Here is a 23,662-nt window from a genome sequence, read left to right as displayed (position 1 = left end):
AGGCGAGTTGCGGATGACTCGGCCTGTCGTTCAACTCCCCGACCCCGGTTGCAACTCTCCGACCCCGGTTGGCGGGTGCGAGGGCATGTCTCGGGATGCTCCTCCGGAAATCCGCAGGTCCCTTGCTACACGAAGAGGACGACCGTCACGGTGATCCACACGGCGGCTATTGCGGGGCCGAGCAGTAAGTGCAACTTCGTTCCGTCGACCCGCTGCGTGGATCCCCGCTGTTCTGTCCACCTGTCCGAGAAGGCTGTCGGTGCGTAGACGACGTAGGTCTCGCCGACGACGGTCATCAGCATGTGGTGAGGGGGCTGTGTTTGCCGGTTGTCACGGTAATGAGGCATGCGCCCAGCCTCACCGTGAGCCGCTGGAGCGTCCAACACCTGTTCAGCGGATATCCACTCAACTCTGTTGTAGATCGCTGTCTGTGGGCGAAGATGAGGCGTGCGCGACGACACTGATCCCCGGCTGCTGCGGGCTTTCCTGGCTGTGGCCGACGAGCTGCACTTCACCCGCGCTGCCGCCCGGCTGTTCGTCGCACAACAAGCGCTCAGTCGCGACATCCGGCGGCTGGAGCAGGCCTGGGGCCGTGCCCTGTTCCAGCGGACCAGCCGGCACGTCGCCCTCACCCCCGAAGGACACCGGCTGCTGCCGGCTGTCCGCCGAGCCCTTTCCGCCCACGCCGAGTTGAGCCAGGAGCTGGGCAGACCACCGCAGTCCGAGAACAGCCGGCCGCTGGTCGTTGACGTCGCCAAGAGCACTTCCACCGGATCGCGGGTGGTCGAACTGGCCCGGGAGGCGGCTCCCGATCTGGACTTCGTCGTCCACACCCATAGCGGACTGGCGCGGGCTGCGACCGAGATGGCCGGCGGACACCTGGATATTTCATTCGGTCGTGTCGCCGGGCTTCCGCCCCAGGTACGCGCCTCACTGGAGCACCGGTTGGTCCGCTTCGACCGGCTGGCGGTGATGGTGCCGACCGATCACCGGCTCGCCGCCTTGCCCCAGGTACCGCTGTCCGCGCTGGCAGGCGAGACTCTGTACGCCGAGGCCGGCAACGAGGACACCACCGAGTGGACGGACTACGCGCGCTCCTTGTGCGCGGGTCGCGGTATCGAGCCGGCCCCGCCCTACCCCAAGATCGAGGGTGAGGCGGAGTTCAGCCGGATCATGAGCAGACACAGGTGGCTCGTCCTGACCAGCCTCAGTTTCATGACCGTCCCCGGCATGGTCCTGCGCCCTCTGGCCGACCCAGTGCCCCTCACTCCGGTATCCATGGTCTGGCGCCGTGGTCTGCACCACCCGGGAGTGGCAGCCCTGGCCAACGCGGCGCGGACCCTCCGTACTTCCGAGGGCTGGCTGAAACGCCCGACCGGATCCTGGCTCCCCGAGGCAGACCTGCGTGTCATCGGCCGGCGTGACGACATCGGGGGATCCTTCGAGTAGCTGGGCCCGGGGGCGATGCGGTGAGGCCCGCGGGCGAACTCCGCGGACGACGGCCGGTCCTCCGCAGCTCTACAAGCTGCCGTACCCGGACCTGTGGTGGCGCCGGCTCCGTCGTATCCTCACGGCGGCTCCTGCCGGGGCACATCGGAATGGTTCCGCTGAAGTGCGCTGGTCAAGCCGTGGATGGCGGTGACCGGCTGTTGGCGGCGACCTGGTGTGCCGGGCGGGTCGGAGACCTGAGAGGTGGACGTCGGCGCGTGGTTCGAGGCGGGCGCGGACCCGCCTGACCGGATGAAGCCAGGGGGGTGTGCGTTCCACGACGTACCGTGACTGGTTGGCGAAGCGGTGTTGTGATGACACGATGCCGCACGGGCCGTTGACGACCGGACGCCGCGTGCGGCATCGCGGACCCGTACGGGGGAGGGGAGATTCGCTGTGAGGGGTTTCGCGCGCTGGGGAGCCGCCGTCCTGGTCCTGGGGTTCCTGACCATCGTGGCGGGTGTCGCCGTACTGGTGCCCAGGGGCCCCGAGTGCGGTGGGCAGACCATGGAGCCGGGGGACAGGTGCGTACACACGTCTGTGGGCGGCGGAGGCGCGCGTACGTCGACTACCGAGTATCACCGCCGCGAAGGCGGCAACCGCTTCGCAGGCGGCGCCCTGATCGCCGTGGGCATCGGCCTGGCTGGTTTGGCGGTGGTCCGGGGCCGGGGTGTCGCCCGGTCCAGGCGTGGTGAGTTGACGGTACGTGCCCGGGTGACCGTGTCCGCCGACGAGGCCGTCCAGGGCACGACACGCGACGTCACGTTCACCGCGCGACGGCGCTGCGGCGCCTGCGGAGGCCGAGGCCACACAGCTGGGGCCAAGAACACTTTGCTCTGCGGGAGTTGCGGGACGACAGGTCTCGACGGGCGCCACCGCAGGACGCTGCACGTGCGGATCCCGGCCGGGGTACGGAATGCCACCCTGCTGCGGGTCGCGGGCGGGGGCCACGCAGGAGGCGCGGCCGGCCCGGACGGGGATCTGCTGCTGCGAGTACGCGTACCGGCTCCCCGGAGGGGCAAGGCGGCGCCGAAGGCCGGGGGGACCGGGGCCGCCTCCACCGGAATCCCGGGGCACGCACCGTCCGCGTCGCCGCCGCGCCGGTCGCCCCGGCCGTCCTCCGCGCCTTCGCCCGGCACCGGGGCGTCCCCCCGGCTGGTCACAGTCCAGCGGGACGGCGTGCGGTTCACCGCCGACGGTGCGGGGATCACGGTGGAGGTCGAGCGGCGTTCACCCCGTGGCGTCCGGTGGCAGACACGTGCCGCACACACCTGGCGGGACATCGCGCTGCTGGTGTTCGACAGCGACCGGAGCGATCCCGTCGTCGCTCTCTACGTGGTGCCGCCCGGCACGTCCGGTGTCCAGGCCCGTAGCCACCTGGTCGATGCCCGCGCCTTCACCGAGTCCCAGTGGGAACGGATCGCAGCGGGGGTGGGGCGCGCCAGCGCAGGACAGGTCGCCCTCGATCTGCGCGGACGCACCGGCGGACGTTCCCCCCGCGACGGGTGATGCCGGTCTCGGGACCGTGCGCGACGGGCCGGGAACCGTGCTTCGGGCAGCCCCGCCCGAACGTTCCCGGCTGTGGACCGTTCCGGGGTCACTGGACCTGAGGGGCTCCCGTGCTGGATCTCCTCGCGGGCCCTGCCAGGACCTCCGGCAGCGCCGGATCGTCGATCGCATGCAGATGAGCCGGTGGCAACGGCGGACCGCTTCACTAGATCCGGTTTCGAGCGGTCGTTCTCCCGTTCCGCTCACCGCGTTGCGCTGAAATCAACTCATGAGGGATCTGCGCAGGCCTGCTGCCGGACGGCGGCGAGAGGATCACCTGCCGCCTGTCGGTGACCCATTCGAGCGTTGTTTGACGGCTGTGCCTTTGCCCTCGATGGCCGGACCGCTGTGGCGGCTAGCGTGGAATACCCCTCAGATTCGCGTGTCTCGCACGCCCCGTGACGGCCGTTCAGGCGCTTTGCGGTTTCCCGGCGGGCGAGCAACGGAAAGGCCAGCCATGTCCAACCACTTCACCGGCCTCAGTCTTGGGCCGCCGCTCGACGACCAGCGCCTCGACCTGTGCGACCTGTACGCCTTCGGGGCACCCGGCGACCCGAGCAGGACCGTTCTCATCCTCAACGCCAACCCCAACGCAGATGCCATGCACCCCGACGCCGTTTACCGCTTGAACATCGACAACGACGGGGATTACCTGACTGATCGTGCCTTCAGCTGGGTTTTCAGCCCGCCCGCTTCCGACGGCTCGCAGACCTACAGCGTCTTCATGGCGACCGGCGCGGAGTCCCGCAGACCTCAGGCGGTCGGGACCACGATCGTGTCGGACGCCGCTGTCTCCTTCGGCCCCCGGGCCAACGTGGTCACCAGCGGCGACTACAAGGTGGCCGCGGGCAGCCGCAGTGACGCCTTTTTCTTCGACTTCGACGGAATCAAGAATCTGTTCGACACCAGAGGCAAGCGGAATTTCACCGTGCCGCATCTGGGCGGAAAGTCCCCGTGGACCGGGGTCGACTCAAACAGCAGGGCCAACGTCTTCTCCATGGCCATCGAGCTGCCGACCGCAGAGCTGACCGCGGCGCCCGAGCTGCACATCTGGGGCCGGTGCAGCGTCCTGCGCGACGGCGAACTCGTCCACGCGGACCGGGCCGGGCATCCGTCAATGAGCAGCTTCTTCAACACCGACGAGACGAAGGAGGCGTACAACGCCGGCGAGCCGGTCAACGACCGGGCCAAGTGGACGGACCAGTTCGTCCACCTGCTGGGTCACACCGGCGACTACTCCCGTGAGGAGGCGATCACCGCGCTCGACGAGCACGGCCTCCTCCCGGACGTGCTCCACTTCGACCCGTCCAAGCCTGCCGCGTACCCCAACGGCCGGACATTCACGGAAGACGTCATCGACATCCGCGTCGCGTTCCTCACCAAGAACGATGCGCCACCTACCGGTCTGACACCGCACACCGACACCCTGGCCCGGTTTCCGTACCTCGGCGACCCACACCCGGCAACGGCCTCCTGAGGGACTGCTTGGCTGGGTACACCCGCGGCTCCGAGGCCAGCACCGGCCGGCCACCGCCCGGACGATATGGCCACCCTCCGCAGATTCGTGATCAACAAGTGGCGGGCAGCGCCCCACGAATGTCGCGGCCGGCTCCGCGAGATGACGTACGACTGCCCCCACGTTCTCGCTGAACCCTCCCACCCTCGTCCGAGCTGCACGCTCACACGTTCAAATAACCCGCGCGGCGCCGGGGACACGCTGTAAGGACCTCACCGGAGACCGTCGGTCCCCCGGCGTCGCAGCGCGCCGGGAGGACCAGCGAAACCATTGCCCGGATACCCCGGCGAGCCGGGCCGCTTCGGCCTGCCGGGGCAGTGACGTACGGCTCGGGGACCGTGCCGGGCCCGCCGGCCGGAGAACGGTCAGTCGGCTGTGGGAAGTGTGAACCCCAGCTCTTCGGCTGCGAGTCGGGGTGTGGGCTGCGCCCAGCGCTCCACGGCCGAAGCCGTCCGGGTGGAGGCGAGGGAGCGCAGCTCTGCGAGATCCAGGTACAGCGTGCCGTTCAGATGGTCCGTCTCGTGCTGGACGATCCGAGCGGGCCAGCCGCTGAACTCCTCGTCCACCGAACGCCCCAGCTCGTCCAGGGCGCGGAGCCGCACCCGTTCGTACCGGGCAACCACGGCCTGGTAGCCCGGCACGCTCAGGCATCCCTCGTAGAAGGCGGCCTGCTGTCCGCCTACGGCCTCGTACGACGGATTGACCAGGACCCGGAACGGCTGCGGAACACGGCCGCGTGCGGTGCGGACCTCGTCCGCCACGTCTGCCGCGTCCTCGATGACCGCCAGTCGTAGCGGAAGGCCGATCTGTGGTGCGGCCAGCCCCACACCGGGCGCCGCGTGCATCGCGGTCCGCATGGCCTCGATCAGCCGGGCAAGCAGGTCGTCGGAGAGCTGGCCGTCCAGAGGCTCGGCGGGACGGCGCAGTACGGGGTCGCCCGCGGCGACGACGGGCAGAGGCTGCTCCCCGGTGAGGAGGGCCTCGACGTGATCACTCAGTGGCGTGGGCGACATCGCGCCAGCATGCCAACAACGATCGCGACTCGGCAACGCGGAACCCTGCGTTCACCTTGCGGGCACGTCAACGTGTGGCGACTGCGCGAACACCAGATGTACGGGCACGCGGGCACGGTACGGGAAATCGCGGACCGGCACCGGACGGTGGGGGGCCGGAGCCGGCCTGATGGCATGATCGGGGAATGAGCGGTGAACCTGCCCGGTCCGGAATCAAGAGGTGTGTCCTCTTCGACGTCGACGGCACGTTGATCGATGCCGTCGACAATCAGCGCCGAGTCTGGAAGGCGTGGGCGGAGCGGTACGGGCTGGACCCCGTTGAGGTCTACCGGGTGGCGTTGCGGACGCGGCCGGTCGAGACGTTCGCCCATGTCGCTCCGGGCCGGGACCCGGGGGAGTGCCTGGCCGCCCTGCACGAGCTGGAGGACGAGGACGTCCGGTCCGGCGTGTACACGTCCTTCGCAGGGGCGTCCGAGTTGCTGAGCGCTCTGCCGCCGGATGCCTGGGCACTGGTGACGTCGAACTATGAGCACCGGGTGCGTGGGCGCTTCGCCCGTACCGGAATGCCCGTTCCGGATGTCATCGTTGATGCCGCCGCCGTGAAGGAAGGCAAGCCCTCACCCATTCCGTACCTGCTGGCTGCCGAACAGCTCGGTATCGCACCGGAGTTCTGCCTCGTCATCGAGGACGCTCCCTCCGGCGTGCGGTCCGGTCTGAGTGCCGGGATGCCGGTGTGGGGAGTCAACGCTCCTGTCGCGGTGGAGGGAGTGCACCGTCATTTCAGGAGCCTGAGTGAGGCAGCTCCGGACATTCTCGCTTTCGTGTCCGGAACTTGGTCTTGCCCGCCCGAAGGGCCTTGGACGGCGGGCTGAGGGTTGCTGTGGCTGGTGTGTTCACGGCGTGCTGGATGTCCGGGGGACGGTCCAGCGCACTGGAGTTCCCGGCGTGTGACGTCGCTGATCCGAGCGCAGATACGGCGGAGTGTCTGCCGCTCATCCGGTACCGGCGGCATGCCGGGCTGTTGCCCGTACTGACCGTGGCTCTGATCGGTTGTCCCGCCGGGTCGATCGGCTGAGGTCACCGGAAGGTTGGCCCGGACCGCCCTCCGGCGTGATACCTGCGCGACCGCTGTGCGGACCGGGACTCCCGTCTCTCCGCGCACGCCCCGCAGGTCCGCCGTCAGGAACCGCCGCATTCCCTGTTGTCGCCGCCGGACCGGCACATCGCGCCCGGGTCCGCGGAGTGAGAGACCGGCGCGGGCTGTGGGCTCACTTTCCGGTCTGCGTGATGCAATCCGAAAGCGGACACGAGTACCAGGACTGTTCCCGCGAGGACCTGGACGCCGCTGCTGATGATCGCGCGGGCCCTGAACAGAAGGAACGCGGAGGCCAGGACGATGACGCCGACCACGGCCACGTAGGCGAAGGGACGGGCCATGGAGACGGACGAGTTGTCGGCCGCGGGGTCGAACATCACGTATCCCGCGGCGCCGAGCCCGAATACGAACGCGACGAGAGGGACAAGGACGTCGATCAGGAGGAGTCCGATGGCGAGCGCGATGTCCGCGGCGGTGCGCAACCACCTGAGCCGCGGTGGCTGCAGAGGATCGGTCGCCCCCGAATGGTGGGGTTGGTGAGTGGGCCACGGCGGGGTGTGGGGCGGAGGCGGCGTGGTCATGGGCCCAGCGTCTCGCAGAAGCGGACCGGGGTCCTGAGTAGAAGTACTCAGGACCCCGGCAGGCGGTCGGTGCGGAACCGGCGAATCGGTCGGCTCGTACGCCGGACACCGTTGCCTGCCGTCCTCGAATTCATGGTTGACGCCGGTGTCCGGCCCCTGTCGAGCGCGCGGAGCCCTGCACGTCGCCCCGCGGACCTGCTGACTCACTCACCGGCCGGTCTCCGGGGCAGTACGCCCAGAACAGCAGGGAGACAGTGCGTAGGGGTGGTACGCGTGTTACGGCTTTCACGCACCGCCGGTTCTGTGGGGGACCCCGTTCAGCAGCACTTGTGCTGCTGAAGCGATGTCGTCACGCATGCTCTGGGGGACGACGAACTGATCGTTCTGGACTTCGACTGCCGTTGCCAGACCGACGATCCGCCCCAGCACGTCGGGGTAGCCGAGCTCAGCTGCGGCCTCCAGCCAGATGAGCCTGGCTCCGCGGACCGGGTCCAGGTCGGCCGTGACGATGCGGCGGGCCCACCAGAGCGCCGCCGTCCAACGAGCTTCGGCAAGAGCTTCTGGCAGTAGTGGCAGCAGCCCCAGTTCTTCGAGAGCGGCATCGAACAACTCGCGAGCTTCTCCGTATTCACCGGGGACGAGCCCGGCCAGCAGTACGAGCGAAGGAGACTCGACCCCTGCCAGCAGGGCATCCAGGCCCAATTGGACCAATTGGCCTTCCGAAGGGCGCTGCCATACTGCCCGGTCGTGATCGGGAGCAGCCATCTTGATCAGGCTGATCGCCACGCTTGTGTCCACTGTTCGCCTCGCCTCGGTCATGGAGCCGTCGACGGCATTGTCCTTGGGCCCTGATCCCTTCGGTCTCGAAGGGGCGCGTCAGCCGTACGCAGGGCGACATGGGGAGGCAGTGCCGCACAGCAGCCAGCCGCCGCGGGGCAGCATGTTCCTGTGCATCGTGCCGCTCCACGGTCAGAGGCTTCAGCCGGGCAGTGTCGCAGCCATTCCGGCACCGGCCACGAGGGTGGGGTGTGGCATCAGGTTGGTAATGGCCGGAGAGTCATACCGATGTCGCCGTCACAGGAGGAACACGTGGTTCAGCTGCTGAGGGTCGAGAACTTCAACATCTCAAGTGACGGAATCTGCGCGGGTGAGGACCATACACTGGAGAGGCCGTTCGGTCATGTCGATCCCCAGAGGCTGTTCGCATGGGCCGGCGCCACGGCGAGCTGGCCCATGCGATCCGAGCCCGGGGGCAGCCGGGGCCTGGACGACTACCTCACACGGGACTACGCCCGCAACATCGGTGCCGAGATCATGGGCCGCAACAAGTTCGGTCCTCAGCGCGGGCCTTGGCCCGACCACGAGTGGCGTGGATGGTGGGGCGACGAGCCTCCTCTTCACACCTCGGTCTTCGTCATGACCCATCACCAGCGCCCATCGTTCACACTCTCCGACACCACGTTCCATTTCGTCGCCGGCGAGCCTGCCTCGATCCTCGACGAGACCATGGAGGCGGCGCAGGGCAAGGACGTGCGACTCGGCGTAGGGGGCGCGACTATCCGGCGATTCCTCGACGCCGACCTCGTCGACACCATGCACGTGGCGGTCTCGCCGGTGAAACTCGGCTTCGGAGTACGCCTCTGGGAATCCCCGGACGAGCTGCTCGACCGGTTCCACCTGGAGGTCGTCCCCAGCCCGAGCGGGGTGGCACACCATCTGTTCTGGCGGAAGTGACCGGACCTGCATGGTGGTACTGACTACCCGCTTACGAGCACTCGTCCGCGCGCTGCCGGGTGCTCGTCAGTGCGCCGCGATTCACTGCCTCGTGGCCGGGTGATCGGCGATGGCAGGGCTCGGCTTGGTCCTGATCAGGGTCAGAGCGAGGATCGCGGCGGTGACCAGGATGCCCGCCGCCCAGGTGCACGCCTCGCGGTAGCCCTGCACATTGGCCTCGACCTGCGAGGTCGCGTTGTGGTGCTCGATGTAGGTGGCCGTGACGCCGGTCGCGATCGTGTTGAGCAGGGCCGTGCCGATCGCGGCGCCGATCTGCTGCGAGGTGCTGATCGAGGCCGACACGACGCCCGCATCGCCGGGATCGATGCCTCGGGTCGCGGCGTTCATGCAGGGCGACATGACAGCTCCCGAGCCGAGGCCGACCAGGATCTCCGCGGGGAGGATGTACGTGGAGTACGAGCTGTCGACGGTCAGGAACGACAGCAGGAACATGCCGCAGGCGGAGACGAGCAGGCCGGGGCCGACCAGCAGCCGGGCCTGCACCTTGGGGAGAAGACGCGCAACGATCTGAGTGGCGGTCACTGCGCTCATCGCCATCAGCGGCAGAAAGGCGACACCTGCCTTCGCCGGCGAGTAGTGCATGACCGACTGCAGTTGGTAGGTGATGAACAGGAACATGCCGAAGGTGCCGACGAAGTTGAGCGCGACGGCGAGCAGGGCGCCGACCCGGTTGCCGTTCTTCAGGAGGCGGAGGGGCAGCAGCGGGTTCCTGACGCGGCGCTGCAGGATGACGAACGCCGACAGGAGCACCGCGGCGGAGGCCAACGGGCCGACCACCGAGGCCGAGCCCCAGCCGTCCTGCGCCGCCTTGCCGAACCCGAAGACGAGCGCCGCGAGTCCGCCGCCCCCCGTGATCACTCCGCCGACGTCGAGGCGTCCACTGTTCTGTCCCGGCTGAGGGGGCAGCAGGGCCACCGTGCCGCCCGCGGCAACCAGGGCGATCGGGACGTTGACGTAGAGACACCAGCGCCAGTTCAGATACTCGGTGAACAGCCCTCCTACGACGAGGCCGACGGCTCCGCCGGAGATGAGGACGGCGCTGAAGATGCCGAATGCCTTGGCGCGTTCACGCTGATCCGTGAAGGTCGTCACCAGGAGAGACATGGTCGAGGGAGCCAGGATCGCCGCGAAGACACCCTGTGCGGCCCGGGAACCGATGAGCATGCCTCCGTTGGCCGCGGCCCCGCCGACGATGGATGCGAGGGCGAAGCCGAGGATGCCGGTGAGCAGGGTGCGCTTGCGGCCTACGAGGTCGGCGATGCGCCCCCCGAAGAGCAGTAACCCGCCGAACGCCAGCGTGTAGGCGGACACCACCCACTGCCTGCTCGCGTCGGACATGCCGAGGCTCTGCTGGGTCGAGGGGAGCGCCACGGTGACGATCGTGGTGTCGAGCACGATCATCAGTTGGGCCAGAGCGATCACGATGAGGGCCCACCAGCGACTTCGGGTCGCCTGATCGGAGGCCTTGGCGGCTGAGGTGTTCGTCAGTGCGTTTGTCATGTCTCCTGTGCGCTCTCTCGGAGATCGGAAGTCGGAAGGCGAGCGAATAGGTAGAACCGAATTCAGTTTCGGCGAAACATGATTCGGTTATAGTGGCTGTTATGGTCGGTCGTCAACTGCGGAAGGACGTCGAGTGCACGGCAGGTCGAGCGGGCGCGATCCGGCCCAGGGCGGGGCGAAGCCAGGGGTCCGCAGGGCGAAAGCGGCGCTGAGTGCGACCGCCATCAAAGAGGCGGCCCAGCGACTGTTCGCCGAGCGTGGCTACCTCAATACGAAGATCACCGACATCCTGTCGGAGGCCGACCGTTCGGCAGGAGTGTTCTACGACCACTTCTCGAGCAAGGAGGCCCTGCTCGAGGCGATGATCGCGGACTTCCAGGCCGACGCGTCCGCGCGCGCGGTCGAGATGCCGTGCATGGCCGAGCCCGGAGCGGAACACGACCTCTCCGAGCGGTCACATCTGCGCGATCACATCGCCGTGTTCTGGCACACGTACTCGGCACACCTGCCTGTGATGGTCGCGATGTTCCAGGCGTCAATGGTCGACGACGGCTTCGCGCACCGATTCGGGAACCTGCTCAACACAAGCATGCTGCGCCAGCATCTGGAGTACATGCAGCGACGTGGAGCAACTCTCCCCGGGAACCCGGCACTTGTAGCCTCGGCGCTCAGCAGCATGCTGCTGCAGTTCGCCTATGTATGGCTCGCCGCCGACGGGCGGGCTCCCGGTGGCACGGCTGAGGCCACGAGGCCCACCGACGACGAGGCGATCGACACCCTCACCTCGTTGATCCTGTACGGCATCGTGGCCCCAATGCCGGGCTCGGGGCCGCTACTTGATCAGCCGGGGGGCTGAGCGGGCCGTCCCGCGCCGGTCAGTGCCCGGACGGAGTCGTCGGGCGAACGCAGAAGCCGTGGTCGGACGAGTGCGAGCGGCGCGGGCGCAGCCTGTCCGGCCGACGCGTCATACGCGGCCGGCGCTCGCTTGTACCCGCCGAAGCAGGTGGGCATTCCGCAGGAACCTCCCCGGTGAAGTCGGCGTTCGGGCTGCCGCCGGTGGGAGAGGTGGCAGGGCGCCGGCTCAGCGCACCCGCCCCCGCGGTTTCATGGGCACGGGGGGCAGTTCTGGGGCGGCCAGCGGAGGCCCGTCGTAGCCCTTCACCTCACCGAAGCGCGTGCCTTCCATCCAGTCCGAACGCGCCTGCTTGATCTCGTCGTTGGACCGCCCGATGAAGTTCCACCACATCACGATCTCCTCCGCGAACGGCTCGCCGCCCAGCAGCATCAGGCCCGCGTCCGACGCCGCGCGCAACGGCAGTTCGGTACGACCGCAGCCGAGGTAGAGCATCGAGCCGGGCTGAACCGGTACGCCGTCCACGGTGGCCTCCCCCGACATCGCCAGTACCGCGTATTCGAAGTCCGGAACGAGCGGCAGGGCGCATTCCGTTCCGGCGGAGAGTGACAGATCGGCGCCGACCAGCGGGGAGTACGTCGTGCCGGGGGAGAGGGCTCCGTCGAGTTCCCCCAGGACGACGGTTGCCGTCAGGCCCGGGGCCGTCACTGCCGGCAGGTCCGTGTGGTGCTGGAAGTGCGGTTCGACCGTGCGGTGGGCTTCGGGCAGCGCGACCCAGAGCTGGGCGCCGTGCAGGAAGCGGGCATGCGAGGCGGGGCTTTCCTCCGAGTGGCTGATCGCCCGGCCCGAGGTCATCAGCCCGAGCTCTCCCGGGCGTACCGTCTGCAGGCTTCCCGTGCTGTCCCGGTGCAGCACCTCGCCCGCGTGCAGCCAGCTGACCGTCTGGAGCCCCATGTGCGGGTGCGGCGGGACCTGCATACCGGGTTCGCCGGCGATGTCGTCCGGGCCGTAGTGGTCCACGAAGGCCCAGGCGCCGATCATGCGGCGGCCGAGGTTGGGCAGGAGCCTGCGCACCTCGGTCGATTCACCGAGTTTCACCCTGCGGGGGCTGAGGAGTTCACGTACCGGTTCGGCCACTACGAAGCCGCGGCCGCCACAGACGGAGAGCATCGCCCGGGGATCAAGATTGCTCATGATGCACAACCTAGCTCCGAGGAGCGACGCCGCACACCCGTTGACTCTTCCGAGCCCGAAGCGGGCCGCGAGTGCGCATCGCTCAGGTCATGAGTGGCCCTTCACAGTGCCCGGATGGCGACGTGGTGCGCATCAGTGGCGGGGATCCGTCCGGCTTCGACTATGTTCATTAACGGAACAAAGCGCACCGGACCGACGGAGAGACACGGGCAGCACCTCGCGGACACGGCGTCGGACGCCGATGGCAGGCACCTGCCGTGTGGGGGAGTCTGCGTGAGTTGCTCCGGGGCCTGGAGGTCTTCGCCGGTGAGCTGCCGGCCTTTGATCCGGGCACTGCCCCACCGGACCCCACCGTGCTCTTCGCCGAGTGGCTGCCGGCCGCTGTGGAGGCGGGTGTGCTGAGCGGCACGCGATGACGTTGTCCACCGTGGACACGCAGGGAAATCCCGCGGCGCGCATCCTGATCCTCAAGGGACTGGACGGGGACGGCTGGAAGTTCGCCGTGCACGGCGGCAGTCCGAAGGGCCGTGACCTGGCTGCCGCCGGGCGCGCCGCACTCACCTTCTACTGGCCCGCCCAGGCCAGGCAGGTGCGGGTCCGGGGCCGTGAGTCCGCCGAGCTGAGCGCGGCGGACTTCCTCGCGCGTTCACCGGCGGCTCGGGCCGAAGCGCTGCTCGGTATGCAGAGCAGGCCCTTGCGGAACCTGGCGGACCACGGCGAAGCAACCCGTGCGGCGCTGGAGAGGGTCGCCGGCGAACCGGGACTGGTCCCGCCGGAATGGATGCTCTGCGCGCTGAAGCCGGAAAGCGTCGAATTCTGGCAGGGGGACCGGAGCTGCCGTCACACCCGGGTCAGCCACCGCTGTGACGGTGCTGAGTGGGAGGGGGAGTTGCTGTGGTCCTGACCGCCCCGCACCGGCCCCGGCCCCTGTGCGCGTCTGAGCCCACACCCGTACAGCCCATGTCGTCGCACACCCGAACAGGCCATCAGGACGGGCATCGGGCCCGGCGCCGGGCTCAAATGGACGAATGACCGCGCCTCCGCACGACTGCCTCGCGCGCAACGAGTGGATCTGCGGTGAGTATCTGTCGACCCGCAGGTCCATCCTCTGGGACGCGACCTTGCAGCACCTCCAGCTGACGGCGGTCTCCGTCCTCGTGGGGCTGTTGCTCGCCTTCCCGCTCGCGGTAGCGGCCCGCCGCTGGCGGTGGGCCGCAGGCCCCACTCTCGGGGTCACCACCGTGCTCTACACGATCCCGTCCCTCGCGATGTTCTCGCTGCTCCTGCCGGTGTACGGGCTGTCCGCCTCACTCGTCATCGCCGGACTCGTGCTCTACTCGCTCACGCTGCTCGTGCGGAACATCCTCGCCGGGCTGCGTGCCGTCCCGGAAGAGACACGGCAGGCGGCCCGCGGCATGGGGTACGGGCCGATCCGGCTGCTGCTCGCCGTTGAGCTCCCGCTCTCGCTACCCGCCGCGATGGCGGGCCTGCGCATCGCCACCGTTTCGGCGGTCTCGCTCGTCACCGTGGGCGCCATCGTCGGCTACGGCGGCCTCGGCAACCTCATCTACAGCGGCATGAACAGCTACTTCAAAGCCCAGGTGCTGACCGCTTCCGTGCTGTGCGTGATCATCGCCGTCGCCGCCGATCTCGTACTCCTCGGTGTGCAGCGGCTGCTCACCCCATGGACCCGCGTATGAACACGCTCTCCTCCGCCTGGTCCTGGCTCACCAGCTCAGCCAACTGGTCGGGCGGCAACGGCATTACCCACCGCCTCACCCAGCACGTATTCCTCACCGTGGTCTGTCTGGCGCTGAGCTGCCTGATCGCCCTGCCGGTCGCCGTTGTGCTCGGGCACATCGGAAAGGGAGGAGCGCTCGCGGTCAATATCTCCAACGTCGGACGTGCCGTCCCCACGTTCGCAGTGCTGGTCCTGCTGCTCCTCACTCCGCTCGGCACCTACGGCGAGTGGCCGACCATCATCGCGCTGGTGCTCTTCGCCGTACCGCCGCTGCTCACCAACGCCTATGTCGGCATGCGCGAGGTCGACCGGGATGTGGTCAGGGCGGCCCGGGGGATGGGCATGACAGGGCGACAACTGCTGTTTCACGTGGAACTGCCCCTTGCGTCCCCCTTGATTCTCACGGGGATGCGGATCGCTGCCGTACAGCTCGTCGCCACAGCCACCCTCGCGGCACTCGCCGGAGGCGGCGGTCTCGGGCGGATCATCACCGCCGGTTTCAACCTTGCCTCCACGCCGCAGGTCGTGGCGGGCGCCCTGCTGGTAGCCGTGTTCGCACTGCTGGTGGAGGCGCTGTTCGAGATCGGCCAGCGCCTGGCCCCGGCCTGGGCGAGAGGTGGTACGGAGTGAGAGTTCACCGGCCCCGGCTGCTTCTCGGCACGATCCTGCTGACAGCCACCGCATGCACGAGCGGCCCCGCGCTGGAAAACCGCGGGACCGTCACCGCCCCGCCCGGCGACAGCAAGCACCTGACCATCGGCACAGCGGGTTTCACCGAAAGCGACCTGCTCGCCCAGATGTACTCACTCCTGCTCCACCGGGCCGGGTACCGCACCGACATCCTGTCCGTGACCAACAGGGAACTCTACGAGCCGGCGCTGGAGAGCGGCCAGATCGACGTCGTACCGGAGTACGCCGCCACCTTCGCGGACTGGCTGAACACGAAGGTCAAGGGAGCCCATGCGCCGCCCGCCGGATCGCCCGACCTCGGAGCCACGATGAAGGCCCTGCGTGCGCTCGCGGCCCCGCGTGGTCTCACGGTTCTGAACCCCGGCCGCGCGGTCGACCAGAACGCGTACGCGGTCAGCAGGGCATACGCGGCACGGCACCGGCTGAAGACGCTCAGTGATCTGGGGGCGTCCAGGCTTCCCGTGCGGCTCGCCGCCGGTGACGAATGCGTGTCGCGCCCCTACTGCGAGCCCGGTCTGAAGAAGACGTACGGCATCCGCATCACCGGTATCGACCCCAAGGGCGTCGGCACCACCCCGGCTAAACAGGCGGTGCAGAACGGGCAGGACCAGATGGTGCTGACGACGACGACCGACGCCACTCTCGGCGCATTCGGCCTCGTCATCCTCCGTGATGACAAGCACCTGCAGAACGCCGACTACATCGTGCCCGTCGTGAACCGCTCACGCGCAGGGAGCCGCGGTGTCACCCGTGCGCTCGGCAAACTCAATGCCGTGCTCACCACGAAGGACCTGGCATCGCTCAATGAACAGGTCGACAGCTGGCGGAGGCTGCCCGAGGACGTCGCCCGGAACTACCTGCGGTCGAAGCACCTGATCTGAACTCCCGCCCGCAGCAGCCCGAAGAGCCATCACACGTCCGAAATGGACTTGAACTCCACCTCGTCGCGCGCCAGCCCGTGTGCGTCGGCGTCCACCGACCGCCGCAGTGCCTCGTGCAGTTTTGCCGGAGTCAGCACACCGAGAAACCGGTCCCCGTCCAGTACCGCCACCCACCCGGCGTCGTGCTGCAGCATCTCGCTGAACGCCTGCTTCAGCGGCGCGCCCACCGGTACCCAGGCCTCCATCCGGCGAGCCTGCGGGCCCACCGTGCCGCTCGCCCCCTGGAGGGAATCCGCCGCCACCCAGCCGTGCAGTCCACCGTCCTGCCGAAGGACCACGGCCCACCGCGCTCCTTCGGTGTGCAACCGTCCGGCGACCGTCCCGGCGGTTTCGTCCAGGCGTGCGACAGGCGGCTGTTCCAGATCGTCCGTCTCGATCCGGGTGACGGAGAGCCGTTTCAGTCCGCGATCCGCGCCTACGAACTCGGCCACGTAGGGAGTCGCCGGAGTGCCGAGCACCGCCGCCGGGGTGTCGAACTGCTCGATACACCCCTGCCCGTACACCGCGATCCGGTCTCCCATCCGCACGGCTTCCTCGATGTCGTGGGTCACCAGCAGCACGGTCTTGCGTACCGTCGCCTGGAGTTTGAGGAACTCGTTCTGCAACCGCTCGCGCACTACGGGGTCGACCGCGCCGAACGGTTCGTCCATCAGGAGCACCGGCGGGTCGGCGGCGAGCGCCCTGGCCACCCCGACCCGCTGCCGCTGACCTCCCGACAGCTGGGCCGGGTACCGGGATCCGTATGTGCCGGGGTCGAGTCCCACGAGATCGAGGAGTTCGGCGGCGCGCTCCCTGGCCCTGGCTTTCTTCCAGCCGACCAGGGCGGGGACGGTGGCCGTGTTGTCGAGGACCGTACGGTGCGGGAAGAGGCCGACCTGCTGGATGACGTAGCCGATTCCGCGCCGCAGCTTCACCGGGTCGATCCCGGAAATATCCTGACCGTCCACCAGGATCCGTCCGGAGGTGGGTTCGATGAGCCGGTTCACCATCATCATCGTGGTCGTCTTGCCGCAGCCCGACGGCCCGACGAGGGTCACCAGTTCCCCCTCCTCGACCTCGAACGACAGATCGTCCACGGCCGCCGTGCCGTCCGGGTAGACCTTGCCGACCTGCTCGAACTCGATCATGGATCAACGCTAACCGCACACGGCAGACCACGCTCACCAGCGACGCCTGCGCGGTGACCGGGGGATTGGGCGAGCGGGTGCCCGACGGCTGGGCGGCGTGGGTGAATCATGGGGTGAATCGTTTCATTATCCTGAGACGGAGACCGTTTGTCCAGCGGCGATTCCGTGGGCATCCCAGGGGGGCAGTGCATCCGGAAATTTTCTGCTGCATGCCCATTGACGTGGGCCGAACGACGCCCCTAGCTTCCGTGCAACCGAGTTGAAACCTTTCATGTCTTCGAGGCGCTTGCCCTCAGTCACCGAGGAGCTTCCATGACCCAGTCCGACCCGGGCGCGGGCCCTGCTCCCGTGCTCGCGCTGGAGGACGTCGCCAAGTCCTTCGGCGCGGTTCGGGCCCTGCAGGACGTCTCCCTGCACCTGTTCGCCGGTGAGGCCCACGCGCTGGCGGGCGAGAACGGGGCGGGCAAGTCCACCCTCATCAAAATCCTCGCCGGCGTGCACAGGACCGACACAGGCCGGATCCTGCTGGACGGCGAGCCCGTCGAATTCCACGGCCCGGCCGACGCCCGAGACGCGGGTGTCGCCGTCATCTACCAGGAGCCGACCCTCTTCCCCGATCTTTCCATCGCGGAGAACATCTTCATGGGCCGTCAGCCGCGCAGGTCGCTGCGTCGTATCGACCGCAAGGCCGTGCACGCGGCGACTGCCGCGCTGATGCGCCGGCTCGGTGTGGCACTCGACCCCGCACGGCCGGCACGCGGGCTGTCCATCGCGGACCAGCAGATCGTCGAGATCGCCAAGGCGCTCTCCTTCGACGCCCGGGTCCTGATCATGGACGAGCCGACCGCCGCACTCACCGGCAGCGAGGCGGCCCGGCTCTTCGCGGTCGTGGAGACGCTGCGCGGCGAAGGCGCCGCGGTGCTGTTCATCTCGCACCGGCTGGAGGAGATGTTCCGGCTCTGCCGCCGGGTCACCACCCTGCGCGACGGCCGGCTGGTCGCCACCGAACTGCTCGAAGGACTTACCGAGGACGACCTCGTACGCCGGATGGTGGGCCGTGACCTCGGTGAGCTCTACCCCAAGCAGGCGGCCACGCTCGGTGAGACGGCCCTGTCCGTCAGCAGGCTGACCCGCGAGGGCGTCTTCCGGGACATCAGCTTCGACGTGCGCCGCGGCGAGATCGTGGCGCTGGCCGGGCTCGTCGGAGCCGGGCGCAGCGAAGTCGTCCAGGCGGTCTTCGGGGTCGACCGGGCCGACGCGGGCGAGGTGACGGTCAACGGGCGGAAACTGCCCGCCGGTTCGCCCACGGCGGCGATGGACGCCGGGATCGCGCTGGTACCCGAGGACCGGCGCCAGCGTGGTCTCGTCATGGAGATGTCGATCGAGCGCAACATCGGGCTCACCGGGCTCGGCAGTCTCGGCCGCGCCGGGATGGTCCGCCGGACACTGGAGGCAGCGCGGGCCGCGGACTGGGCCGTGCGGCTCCAGCTCAAGTACAGCAAGCTCGGTGACAGCGTCGGAGTGCTCTCCGGGGGCAACCAGCAGAAGGTCGTCCTCGCGAAGTGGCTCGCCACCGAGCCGAACGTACTCATCGTGGACGAACCCACGCGCGGTATCGACGTGGGCACCAAGGCCGAGGTCCACCGGCTGTTGTCCGGACTCGCAGCCGAAGGGCTCGCTGTTCTGATGGTCTCGTCCGATCTGCCCGAGGTGCTGGGAATGGCGGACCGCGTGCTGGTCATGCGCGAGGGCCGGCTGGTGGCCGAAATACCCCGCACGGACGCTACCGAGGAGTCGGTGATGGCCGCGGCGGCGGGACGCAGCAGCACTGAGGAGGCCGCGGCATGACCACCACCCTCGAAAAGCCCCTGCCCGCGACGGATCCCGCACGCTCCCTGCTCGACACCGTCTTCCGGGCCCGCGAGCTCAGTATCGGCGGTGCGCTGGTACTGCTGATCCTCGGCACCTGGCTCGCCAACCACGGCTTCCTGGACGACCAGGGCATCAAGGACCTGCTGCTCAACTCCTCCATCCTGGTCCTGCTGGCCGTCGGCCAGTCCGTCGTCGTCATCACCCGCAACATCGATCTCTCGGTCGGTTCGGTCACCGGCCTTACGGCCTTCGCCTGCGGCCACTTCGTATCCGGAACGGACCACAGTGCGTTCACTGTCGTCCTGCTGGGTCTCGTGCTCGGCGTGGTCTGCGGCCTCGTCAGCGGAGTGCTCGTCAGCTTCGGACGTGTACCGGCGCTGGTGGTGACCCTCGGCATGCTGTACGTCGTCCAGGGCGTCGACCACGCGTGGGCGCACGGTGAGCAGATCAACGCCGTCAACGTCCCGGACGGTGTGCTCTCACTCGGTACCGGCAGTGTGCTGGGCATCCCGTATCTGCCGCTGATCTCCGCCGCTGTCCTCGTCGGTACGGCGTACTACCTGCGGACGTACCGCAGCGGACGCGAGCTGTACGCCATCGGCTCCAGCCCGGAAGCCGCACGCCTCGCGGGCATACCGGTCCGGCGCCGGATTCTCGGTGCGTACGCCTTCTCCGGCGCCGTCGCCGGATTCGCCGGCGCGCTCTGGCTCGCCCGCTTCGGCACCGTCGTCGCGGACGCGGCCAACGGCTGGGAGCTGACGGTGGTCAGTGCCGTGGTCGTCGGCGGTGTGGCGATCACCGGCGGGACCGGCGCCGTCTGGGGAGCGGCGCTCGGCGCGCTCCTGCTCACCACCATCGGCAGCGCCCTGGTGGTGCTGAAGGTCGACTCCTTCTGGCAGCAGGCCATCACCGGCGTGCTGCTGCTGGCGGCCATCACCACCGACCGCATCGTGCAGGTGCGCACCACCAGTGCCCTGCGGAAGAGGAGCAGGCGATGACCACTCTCACCAAATACGTGCGCTGGGACACGGTCGTCACCGTGCTCCTCATCGCCGTCTTCCTGGCGGGCGCGGGCAGCACCGACGGCTTCGCCGACACCTCGAACCTCTCCGCAGCACTCGACGACACCGCCGAGATCGCTCTGATCGCGCTGCCGATGACACTGCTGGTGGTCGCGGGGCAGGTCGACCTCTCCGTGGCATCCATGCTGGGGCTGTCCAGCGCACTGGCCGGGGCCCTGTGGGACGCGGGCTGGACGTTCGAACTGATCGTGCCCGTCTGCCTGCTGGTGGGTGCGGCCGGCGGGGTGCTGAACGGCTGGCTGGTCACCCGGATCGGGCTGCCCTCGCTGGCAGTGACCATCGGAACGCTCACCCTCTACCGGGGCCTGGCATCCGTGGTTCTGGGTGACAAGGCCGTCGCCGACTTCCCGGACGCGTACGCGAAGTGGGCGGCCTACACCAGGACGGTGCCCGGCACGTTCGTGCCGTACCCGGTCGCCCTGTTCATCGTGCTCGCCGTGATCACCGCAGTCGTACTGCACTGCACGGGATTCGGGCGCTCGCTCTTCGCCATCGGCGCCCAGGAGGACGCGGCGTACTTCGCGGGCATCCGCGTCAAGCGCATCAAGATCGCGCTGTTCGCGGTGTCCGGACTCGTCGCCTCGTTCGCCGGGATCGTCTACACCCTGCGCTACGGCAGCGCACGTGCCGACAACGGCATCGGTCTCGAACTCGTCGTCATCGCCTCGGTCCTGCTCGGCGGAGTCGACTTCGACGGCGGGAAGGGGACCCTGGGCGGCGCGGTGGCCGGAGTGCTGCTGATCGGGCTGCTCGGCAATCTGCTCACCCTCAACGATGTCTCCAACGAGGTCCAGGTGATCGTCACCGGCCTGCTGCTCATCGCGTCCGTCCTCACCCCGCGTGTCATCAGCGCGGTGTCCGACCGTCGCGGCACCCCCGACCAACTCCCCGACCAGACACGACTGGAGAGGACTTCCACCTCATGAACCTCCGCACCCGGTACTTCCGTGCCACTCCGCGCACCCGTACGCTCGCCGTCGCCGCCGTGGCGTGTTCCCTCGCCCTCGCGGGCTGCTCGGGAACGACCAAGGACTCGGCGAAGAACGACGACAAGCCGGCCGCGAGCGGTCAGAAGGCCAACCCCGACGCGCCGTTGAAGAAGGGGCTGAAGCTGGCCTTCCTGCCCAAGCAGATCAACAACCCGTACGAGCAGATCGTCGACAACGCGGGAATCGCCGCCGCCAAGGAGTTCGGCTCCACCGGCAAGGAGGTCGGCCCGTCCGACTCCAAGGCGTCCTCCCAGGTCTCGTACATCAACACCTTGACGCAGCAGCGGCAGAACGCGATCCTCATCGCGGCCAACGACCCCAACGCGGTGTGCGGCCCGCTCAAGCAGGCGATGAAGCAGAACATCAAGGTCGTCGCGTACGACTCCGACACGGCCAAGGACTGCCGGCAGATCTTCATCAACCAGGCCAGCTCCGAGCAGATCGGCCGCACCCAGGTCCAGCACATCGCCGAACAGCTCCACTACAAGGGCCAGATCGCGATCCTCTCGGCCACACAGAACGCGACGAACCAGAACACCTGGATCTCGTACATGAAGGACGAGCTCAAGAAGCCCGCGTACAAGAACATGCAGCTGGTGAAGGTCGCCTACGGGGACGACGACGACCAGAAGTCCTTCCAGGAGACCCAGGGGCTGCTCAAGGCATACCCGAAGCTGAAGGGCATCATCTCGCCCACGACGGTCGGCATCGCCGCGGCCGCGCGTTACATCAGCGCCTCCTCGTACAAGGGCAAGGTGGTGGTGAACGGTCTGGGTACGCCCAACCAGATGCGGAAGTACGTCAAGGACGGCACCGTCGCGCAGTTCGCGCTCTGGGACCCCAAGAAGCTCGGCAAGCTCGCGACTTACGCGGCGTCGGCGCTGGCCTCCGGGCAGATCACCGGGGCCCAGGGGGAGAAGTTCAAGGCGGGTGACCTCGGCGACTACACGGTGGGGAAGGACGGCGAGGTCATCCTCGGCCCGCCCACCGTCTTCGACAAGAAGAACATCGACCGGTTCAACTTCTGAGCCGGATCCCCGCACCGGACCGGACCGGCTCTCCGTGCCGCGTCTGCGAGCCCGTAAACCCGGCTCGCAGACGCGGCGCAGGCAGCAGCACAGTTCGGCACAGCACGACGGCACAGCACGACAGACTGGAGCACTGGACACCATGACCGTACGAACCCCTGCTGTCGCCCGCAGGCCCAAGGTCGGACTCGTAGCGGGCGGGCTCGGCGCGTACTGGACACAATTTCCCGAGCTCCTGCCTCAGTTGCGCCGCTCCGCCACCCGGGTCGCGGAGCGGCTGCGCTCACTCGACGCGGAGGTGGTCGACACCGGTTTCATCTCGGATGCCCAGGAGGGCGACGACGCGGCGGAGCGGCTGCGCACGGCCGGCTGCGACCTCATCGTCTGTTTCGTCGCGACGTACATGACCGCCACCATGCTGGTGCCGATCGCCCGGCGCAGCGGCGCCCCCGTCCTGCTCGTCAACCTCCAGCCCACCGAGGTGATGGACCACGACTCCTTCGGCACCGGGGAGTGGCTCGCGTACTGCGGCGCCTGTCCGCTGCCGGAGATGGCCAGCACCTTCGAGCGCGTGGGTGTGCAGTTCCGCTCCGTCTCGGGCCATCTGGAGGATGAGGGGGCCTGGCAGCGGATCGGCCGCTGGGTCCGCGCGGCCGGCGTACGGTCCGTGCTGCGCCACGGCAGGCACGGGCTGCTGGGCCACCTCTATCCGGGGATGTACGACGTGTCCACCGACCTCACCATGGTGGCGGGCACCTTCGGCGGGCACGTCGAGGTCCTGGAGATCGACGACCTGCGGGTCCGGGTCGATCAGGTCGGCGACGACGAGACGGAGGCGAGGCTCGCCGAGACCCGGCGGGTCTTCGACATCGACGGCTCCGTGGCGGCAGGCGATCTGGCCTGGGCGGCGAAGGTCTCCGCCGGTCTCGACCGGCTCGTCGCCGACTTCGACCTCGACTCCCTCGCCTACTACCACCGCGGCCTCGACGGCGACATCCACGAACGGCTGGGCGCCGGATTCATCCTGGGGGCCTCGCTCCTGACGGCCCGCGGCATCCCGGCCTGCGGCGAGTACGAACTGCGCACCTCGCTGGCGATGCTGATCGCGGACCGGCTCGGCGCCGGCGGCTCCTTCACCGAACTCCAGGCGCTCGACTTCCGGGCCGGCGTGGTCGAGATGGGGCACGACGGTCCCGGCCACCTCACCATCAGCGACGCCCGCCCCCTGCTGCGTGGCCTCGGGGTCTTCCACGGCAAACGCGGCTGGGGTGTCTCCGTCGAGTTCGACGTCCGGCACGGCCCGGTCACCCTGGTCGGTCTCGGACAGACCCGCGACGGTCGCTACCGGATCGTCGCCGCCGAGGGCGAGGTCGTCGGCGGCCCGCGGCTGCGGATCGGCAACACCACGTCCCGCGTCGACTTCGGGGTGGACCCGGGGGAGTGGACCGACGCCTGGAGCGCGAGCGGTGTCGGGCACCACTGGGCGCTCGCCACCGGGCGGCTGCTGCCCGACCTGCGGGCGCTGGCCGGGCTCGGCGGCCCGGAACTGGTGGAGGTCACCGCCTGACGCGGTCCGCCGGGCATGGTGGATCATGAGAGTGCCGCACGT

Annotated in this window: 23 protein-coding genes; 16 read left to right on the top strand and 7 right to left on the bottom strand. The window is 68.7% G+C overall.

Annotated features, from left to right (window positions below; all coding sequences use genetic code 11):
• Positions 1 to 125: 125 nt before the first annotated feature.
• Positions 126 to 347 (bottom strand): hypothetical protein, encoded by a 222-nt coding sequence (locus OG584_RS01980; protein ID WP_405774332.1) that lies wholly within the window; start codon positions 345 to 347, stop codon positions 126 to 128.
• A gap of 100 nt (positions 348 to 447) precedes the next feature.
• On the opposite strand from OG584_RS01980, the gene OG584_RS01975 reads away from it, so the two are divergent.
• From OG584_RS01975 to OG584_RS01965, 3 genes are all read left to right on the top strand, one after another.
• Positions 448 to 1,449: a LysR family transcriptional regulator gene (locus OG584_RS01975; RefSeq protein WP_405774330.1), complete on the top strand. Its 1,002-nt coding sequence runs from the start codon at positions 448 to 450 to the stop codon at positions 1,447 to 1,449.
• A gap of 435 nt (positions 1,450 to 1,884) precedes the next feature.
• Complete coding sequence (locus OG584_RS01970; protein ID WP_405774328.1) at positions 1,885 to 2,997, top strand: DnaJ C-terminal domain-containing protein; 1,113 nt, start codon at positions 1,885 to 1,887, stop codon at positions 2,995 to 2,997.
• Positions 2,998 to 3,493: 496 nt separating this feature from the next.
• Positions 3,494 to 4,513, top strand: a complete 1,020-nt coding sequence (locus OG584_RS01965) for a DUF4331 family protein (protein ID WP_405774326.1) — start codon at positions 3,494 to 3,496, stop codon at positions 4,511 to 4,513.
• Positions 4,514 to 4,917: 404 nt separating this feature from the next.
• Here the strand turns inward: OG584_RS01965 and def are convergent, their stop codons facing one another.
• Positions 4,918 to 5,565, bottom strand: coding sequence for a peptide deformylase (def, locus tag OG584_RS01960; protein ID WP_405774324.1), 648 nt, complete (start codon positions 5,563 to 5,565; stop codon positions 4,918 to 4,920).
• A gap of 185 nt (positions 5,566 to 5,750) precedes the next feature.
• On the opposite strand from def, the gene OG584_RS01955 reads away from it, so the two are divergent.
• Complete coding sequence (locus OG584_RS01955) at positions 5,751 to 6,437, top strand: HAD-IA family hydrolase (RefSeq protein ID WP_405774322.1); 687 nt, start codon at positions 5,751 to 5,753, stop codon at positions 6,435 to 6,437.
• Between the two features lie 307 nt (positions 6,438 to 6,744).
• On the opposite strand, the gene OG584_RS01950 is transcribed toward OG584_RS01955, so the two are convergent.
• Complete coding sequence (locus tag OG584_RS01950; RefSeq protein ID WP_405774320.1) at positions 6,745 to 7,143, bottom strand: DUF6234 family protein; 399 nt, start codon at positions 7,141 to 7,143, stop codon at positions 6,745 to 6,747.
• A 384-nt stretch (positions 7,144 to 7,527) separates the two neighbouring features.
• Entirely contained in the window at positions 7,528 to 8,028 is a 501-nt protein-coding gene (locus tag OG584_RS01945; RefSeq protein ID WP_405774318.1) for a hypothetical protein, read from the bottom strand.
• Between the two features lie 303 nt (positions 8,029 to 8,331).
• Here OG584_RS01945 and OG584_RS01940 point away from each other — a divergent pair, with 303 nt between their 5' ends.
• A complete protein-coding gene (locus OG584_RS01940) occupies positions 8,332 to 8,976 on the top strand; it encodes a dihydrofolate reductase family protein (RefSeq protein WP_405774316.1) in 645 nt (214 codons plus the stop codon).
• Between the two features lie 81 nt (positions 8,977 to 9,057).
• On the opposite strand, the gene OG584_RS01935 is transcribed toward OG584_RS01940, so the two are convergent.
• Positions 9,058 to 10,536 carry an MFS transporter gene (locus OG584_RS01935; protein WP_405774314.1) on the bottom strand — a complete coding sequence of 493 codons (1,479 nt, stop codon included), beginning with the start codon at positions 10,534 to 10,536 and terminating at the stop codon, positions 9,058 to 9,060.
• A 133-nt stretch (positions 10,537 to 10,669) separates the two neighbouring features.
• On the opposite strand from OG584_RS01935, the gene OG584_RS01930 reads away from it, so the two are divergent.
• Positions 10,670 to 11,392 carry a TetR/AcrR family transcriptional regulator gene (locus OG584_RS01930; RefSeq protein WP_405774312.1) on the top strand — a complete coding sequence of 241 codons (723 nt, stop codon included), beginning with the start codon at positions 10,670 to 10,672 and terminating at the stop codon, positions 11,390 to 11,392.
• A 225-nt stretch (positions 11,393 to 11,617) separates the two neighbouring features.
• Here OG584_RS01930 and OG584_RS01925 read toward each other — a convergent pair whose 3' ends face one another.
• Positions 11,618 to 12,583, bottom strand: a complete 966-nt coding sequence (locus OG584_RS01925; protein ID WP_405774310.1) for a pirin family protein — start codon at positions 12,581 to 12,583, stop codon at positions 11,618 to 11,620.
• 257 nt (positions 12,584 to 12,840) lie between these two features.
• Between OG584_RS01925 and OG584_RS01920 the strand changes: the two genes are divergently transcribed.
• The 5 genes from OG584_RS01920 (at position 12,841) to OG584_RS01900 (ending at position 15,895) form a co-directional block, all read left to right on the top strand.
• Positions 12,841 to 12,999, top strand: a complete 159-nt coding sequence (locus OG584_RS01920; protein ID WP_405774308.1) for a hypothetical protein — start codon at positions 12,841 to 12,843, stop codon at positions 12,997 to 12,999.
• An 11-nt stretch (positions 13,000 to 13,010) separates the two neighbouring features.
• A complete protein-coding gene (locus OG584_RS01915) occupies positions 13,011 to 13,487 on the top strand; it encodes a pyridoxal 5'-phosphate synthase (protein ID WP_405774306.1) in 477 nt (158 codons plus the stop codon).
• A 124-nt stretch (positions 13,488 to 13,611) separates the two neighbouring features.
• On the top strand, positions 13,612 to 14,283 hold the full coding sequence (locus OG584_RS01910) for an ABC transporter permease (protein WP_405774304.1): 672 nt from the start codon (positions 13,612 to 13,614) through the stop codon (positions 14,281 to 14,283).
• The gene (locus OG584_RS01905) at positions 14,280 to 14,954 is read left to right on the top strand and encodes an ABC transporter permease (protein ID WP_405774302.1); all 675 of its coding nucleotides are present in this window, start codon (positions 14,280 to 14,282) and stop codon (positions 14,952 to 14,954) included. Before OG584_RS01910 ends, OG584_RS01905 begins: the two co-directional genes overlap by 4 nt.
• Positions 14,951 to 15,895: an ABC transporter substrate-binding protein gene (locus OG584_RS01900; RefSeq protein ID WP_405774300.1), complete on the top strand. Its 945-nt coding sequence runs from the start codon at positions 14,951 to 14,953 to the stop codon at positions 15,893 to 15,895. Before OG584_RS01905 ends, OG584_RS01900 begins: the two co-directional genes overlap by 4 nt.
• Positions 15,896 to 15,924: 29 nt before the next feature.
• On the opposite strand, the gene OG584_RS01895 is transcribed toward OG584_RS01900, so the two are convergent.
• Entirely contained in the window at positions 15,925 to 17,082 is a 1,158-nt protein-coding gene (locus tag OG584_RS01895) for an ABC transporter ATP-binding protein (RefSeq protein ID WP_405774298.1), read from the bottom strand.
• A 312-nt stretch (positions 17,083 to 17,394) separates the two neighbouring features.
• Here OG584_RS01895 and OG584_RS01890 point away from each other — a divergent pair, with 312 nt between their 5' ends.
• The 5 genes from OG584_RS01890 to OG584_RS01870 all read left to right on the top strand — a co-directional run bounded on the left by OG584_RS01890 (position 17,395) and on the right by OG584_RS01870 (position 23,620).
• A complete protein-coding gene (locus tag OG584_RS01890; RefSeq protein ID WP_405774296.1) occupies positions 17,395 to 18,930 on the top strand; it encodes a sugar ABC transporter ATP-binding protein in 1,536 nt (511 codons plus the stop codon).
• Positions 18,927 to 19,952, top strand: coding sequence for an ABC transporter permease (locus tag OG584_RS01885; protein ID WP_405774294.1), 1,026 nt, complete (start codon positions 18,927 to 18,929; stop codon positions 19,950 to 19,952). The genes OG584_RS01890 and OG584_RS01885 overlap by 4 nt, the downstream gene beginning before the upstream one ends.
• Positions 19,949 to 20,962 (top strand): ABC transporter permease, encoded by a 1,014-nt coding sequence (locus OG584_RS01880; protein ID WP_405774292.1) that lies wholly within the window; start codon positions 19,949 to 19,951, stop codon positions 20,960 to 20,962. Before OG584_RS01885 ends, OG584_RS01880 begins: the two co-directional genes overlap by 4 nt.
• The gene (gene rhaS / locus OG584_RS01875) at positions 20,959 to 22,053 is read left to right on the top strand and encodes a rhamnose ABC transporter substrate-binding protein (protein WP_405774290.1); all 1,095 of its coding nucleotides are present in this window, start codon (positions 20,959 to 20,961) and stop codon (positions 22,051 to 22,053) included. The genes OG584_RS01880 and rhaS overlap by 4 nt, the downstream gene beginning before the upstream one ends.
• A 142-nt stretch (positions 22,054 to 22,195) precedes the next feature.
• On the top strand, positions 22,196 to 23,620 hold the full coding sequence (locus OG584_RS01870; RefSeq protein WP_405774288.1) for an arabinose isomerase: 1,425 nt from the start codon (positions 22,196 to 22,198) through the stop codon (positions 23,618 to 23,620).
• The last annotated feature ends 42 nt before the right edge of the window (positions 23,621 to 23,662 follow it).

The organism is Streptomyces sp. NBC_00859, from assembly GCF_045161865.1.
GTDB lineage: Bacteria > Actinomycetota > Actinomycetes > Streptomycetales > Streptomycetaceae > Streptomyces.
The sequence above is the reverse complement of the archived record's forward strand: the minus strand, read 5'-3'. Positions and strand labels throughout refer to the sequence as shown.